This is a genomic window from Brochothrix sp., assembly GCF_017549435.1.
Classification (GTDB): Bacteria; Bacillota; Bacilli; order Lactobacillales; family Listeriaceae; genus Brochothrix; species Brochothrix thermosphacta.
Genome location: NZ_JAFYUW010000150.1, coordinates 1 through 2,611 on the forward strand (window position 1 = coordinate 1; position 2,611 = coordinate 2,611).

At 34.9% G+C, this 2,611-nt stretch carries 3 protein-coding genes; all 3 read right to left on the reverse strand.

Annotated elements, in window-relative coordinates; translation table 11 throughout:
• Positions 1–619: DUF916 domain-containing protein (locus tag IKV95_RS09920; RefSeq protein ID WP_287451748.1), on the reverse strand; the 619-nt coding region annotated here is incomplete at its 3' end.
• Between the two features lie 29 nt (positions 620–648).
• On the reverse strand, positions 649–1,491 hold the full coding sequence (locus IKV95_RS09925; protein WP_287451750.1) for a WxL domain-containing protein: 843 nt from the start codon (positions 1,489–1,491) through the stop codon (positions 649–651).
• Positions 1,492–2,040: 549 nt separating this feature from the next.
• Positions 2,041–2,611: dehydrogenase family protein (locus IKV95_RS09930; RefSeq protein ID WP_483296364.1), on the reverse strand; the 571-nt coding region annotated here is incomplete at its 5' end.

Consider the following 2,611-nt stretch of genomic DNA (forward strand, 5'->3'; position numbering starts at 1 on the left):
TCACATTCCGAAAATTTCTTTGAGCAGGTCCCACTTTATTTAACTTCAATTCTGGTTTTACTGGCTTTAAATCTTCACGTAATGATAAGCCGACGACGTAGGCATAACGATTATCGATTGCCATTCCGCTCGTTTGTGTGTCCACTTTCTTTTCAGGCTCATCTTCTTGCAACGATAAACCGCCGGTAATACTACCTTTAAAACTCTCTTTTGGCATTTTAACCATTAGCTTTAATACATAAGTAGAATCCGCTTCAATAATAACTTTTTTCTCAGTTGTCACAATATCTTCGATGTTATATTTTAGTGTTTCATCAGCCTTCTTTTTTGACGGACTGTAATCAACAACCCCACTATCATTTGTGGTAGTCATTGCTATTTTAGGATGAATACTGACGGCTTTATTCGTTGAATTTGTCAATGCAACGCTAAGTTGCTGCTCTTGACCGGGTGTCATCTTCAAATCAAAATAGCCTTTTTTAAGATCAATTTGATTTCCTGGTTTTTGTGGGACTACGGCAAAATTAAATTCGGATGCACTCACTGGTAGTATTAAAATCAGTTGCAGTACCATCATTACTAGCGTTGTCATTACTAAAATATTTTTTCTCAAACTCATAAAAAGCCTCCATCTTCATCATATATTACTTATTCTTCATCGTTGCCTGCAACTTCTGATAATGTCCAAATTAGGTTAGTTTTATAACTTGCTGCGGATTTAGCAATTTTACCTGGGACCAATAAACTGACTTTATGGTTTTTGTTAATTGTTTGTTCAACCATCTCGTCACCCACTTCAACAAGTGATTTTTCATCATCTTTCAAGTCGGTTTCACTTGAACCAAAACGAGCAACCCAGGTCCCTTCACCTTGGTTTTTAGCAGCACTCATAACTTGCACTGACTCACCAGGAATTAAATCTAACCCTTTATAAACAGTCGGTTCTTCTGATCCGGTGCCTTCTGTATAAGCAGTTGTACCGTCTAACGTAATCATTGAGCCCTTAAGGTCTTTATTTTTAACATCTTCTGTTGTTGTAAACTCACCCTCTTGTTTTACTGTTAAGTTCCAACCAGCAGCCGAACCACGGTTATCAGAAACTTGAACATAGTTTGGTTTGTTTATTGTCTCACCTGCTTGATTCACAACTTGTTGTGAATATGCGTAGTACGTTACATCTGTTGAAACAATTTTTTGAGTACCAAATTGTAAACTTGATGCAAAATCAATACTTAAAGGACCATCTGTACCAGGATTTGGACCACCTGGGTTTAGTGGATCAATCGGAATAACCGGGCCAACTCCTGGACCTTCTGGATCAATTGGTTTTGTTGGGTCTGTATTTGGAATGAATTTAACCGCCGCATCTGATGAATATTCAGCACCATCATTTCCCTCTGCTGCATAGACTGCTGTAGTACCTCCGATAACACTTGCATTTAAAATTGCACTGATTGCCAAAACTTTGCCAAATTGTTTTGTTTTAATCATAAAAACATCTCCCTTAATTTTTTTAGTAGTCAACTAAGTAAGTAATCTGAATAATACTTTCTGTCTGCCAAGTTATCATTACGTATCTTTATTATTGATTGGACTTACTAGCTAAATTAATCTTACCAGTAATTTTTTGTATTTTTCTCTCAACATAGATACTGTTTTAACACAAAAAAAATAGGATATTTTACTATGCTCCTAAAAAAGAAAAGCATAATAAAGTATCCTATTTTGACAAATAATTTTAAATCACGTAGAAAAATATTTATTTAATTTTTTTTAATTTCCAAAAAGTGATGCGAGAATCTTTTTTTGGAATTAATTAGTTTTTTTTGAATGGCTTTTAAAATTATATTTCAGTTTAATTAGCGATAAATTTCACTTGATTTTAAAAAACAGCAACAAATAAGTATTTAATCACTAGTAACCAAAATAATTATGCCTTATTCCACCATAAAATGCAATGAAAAAAATACCTTGTCACAGGCATTAGAGAATTTTCATTTCTAATACGTAACAAGGTTTTTTTATTTAATGATAGGTATTTTAAACAATACCTTGTGAAACCATCGCATCTGCAACTTTTTTGAACCCAGCAATGTTTGCACCTGTTACCAAGTCATCTTCTTTGCCATATTCTTTTGCAGTATCACTAATTGTTTTGTAGATATCTTGCATAATTTCTTTTAATTTTTCATCAACCTCTTCAAATGTCCAAGAAAGACGTTGGCTGTTTTGTGACATTTCTAACGCTGAAGTTGCAACACCACCTGCGTTTGCAGCTTTAGCTGGTGCAAATAACACACCATTTTCTTGGAAATAAGCAACACCATCTAATGATGTTGGCATGTTCGCGCCTTCTGCTACCGCTTTAACGCCATGGGACACTAATTTTTTAGCAAGTGTTAAATCGATTTCATTCTGAGTTGCAGATGGTAATGCAACAGTATAGTCGATATCGATATCCCAAACTGATCCTTCAGAATAGACAGCTTGCGGGCGTTGAGCAACATACTCTGTTAAACGCGCACGTTTAACTTCTTTACAATCTTGTAAGACGCTCACATCAATACCTTCTGCATCATAGATATAACCTGTTGAATCTGAACAAGCAACA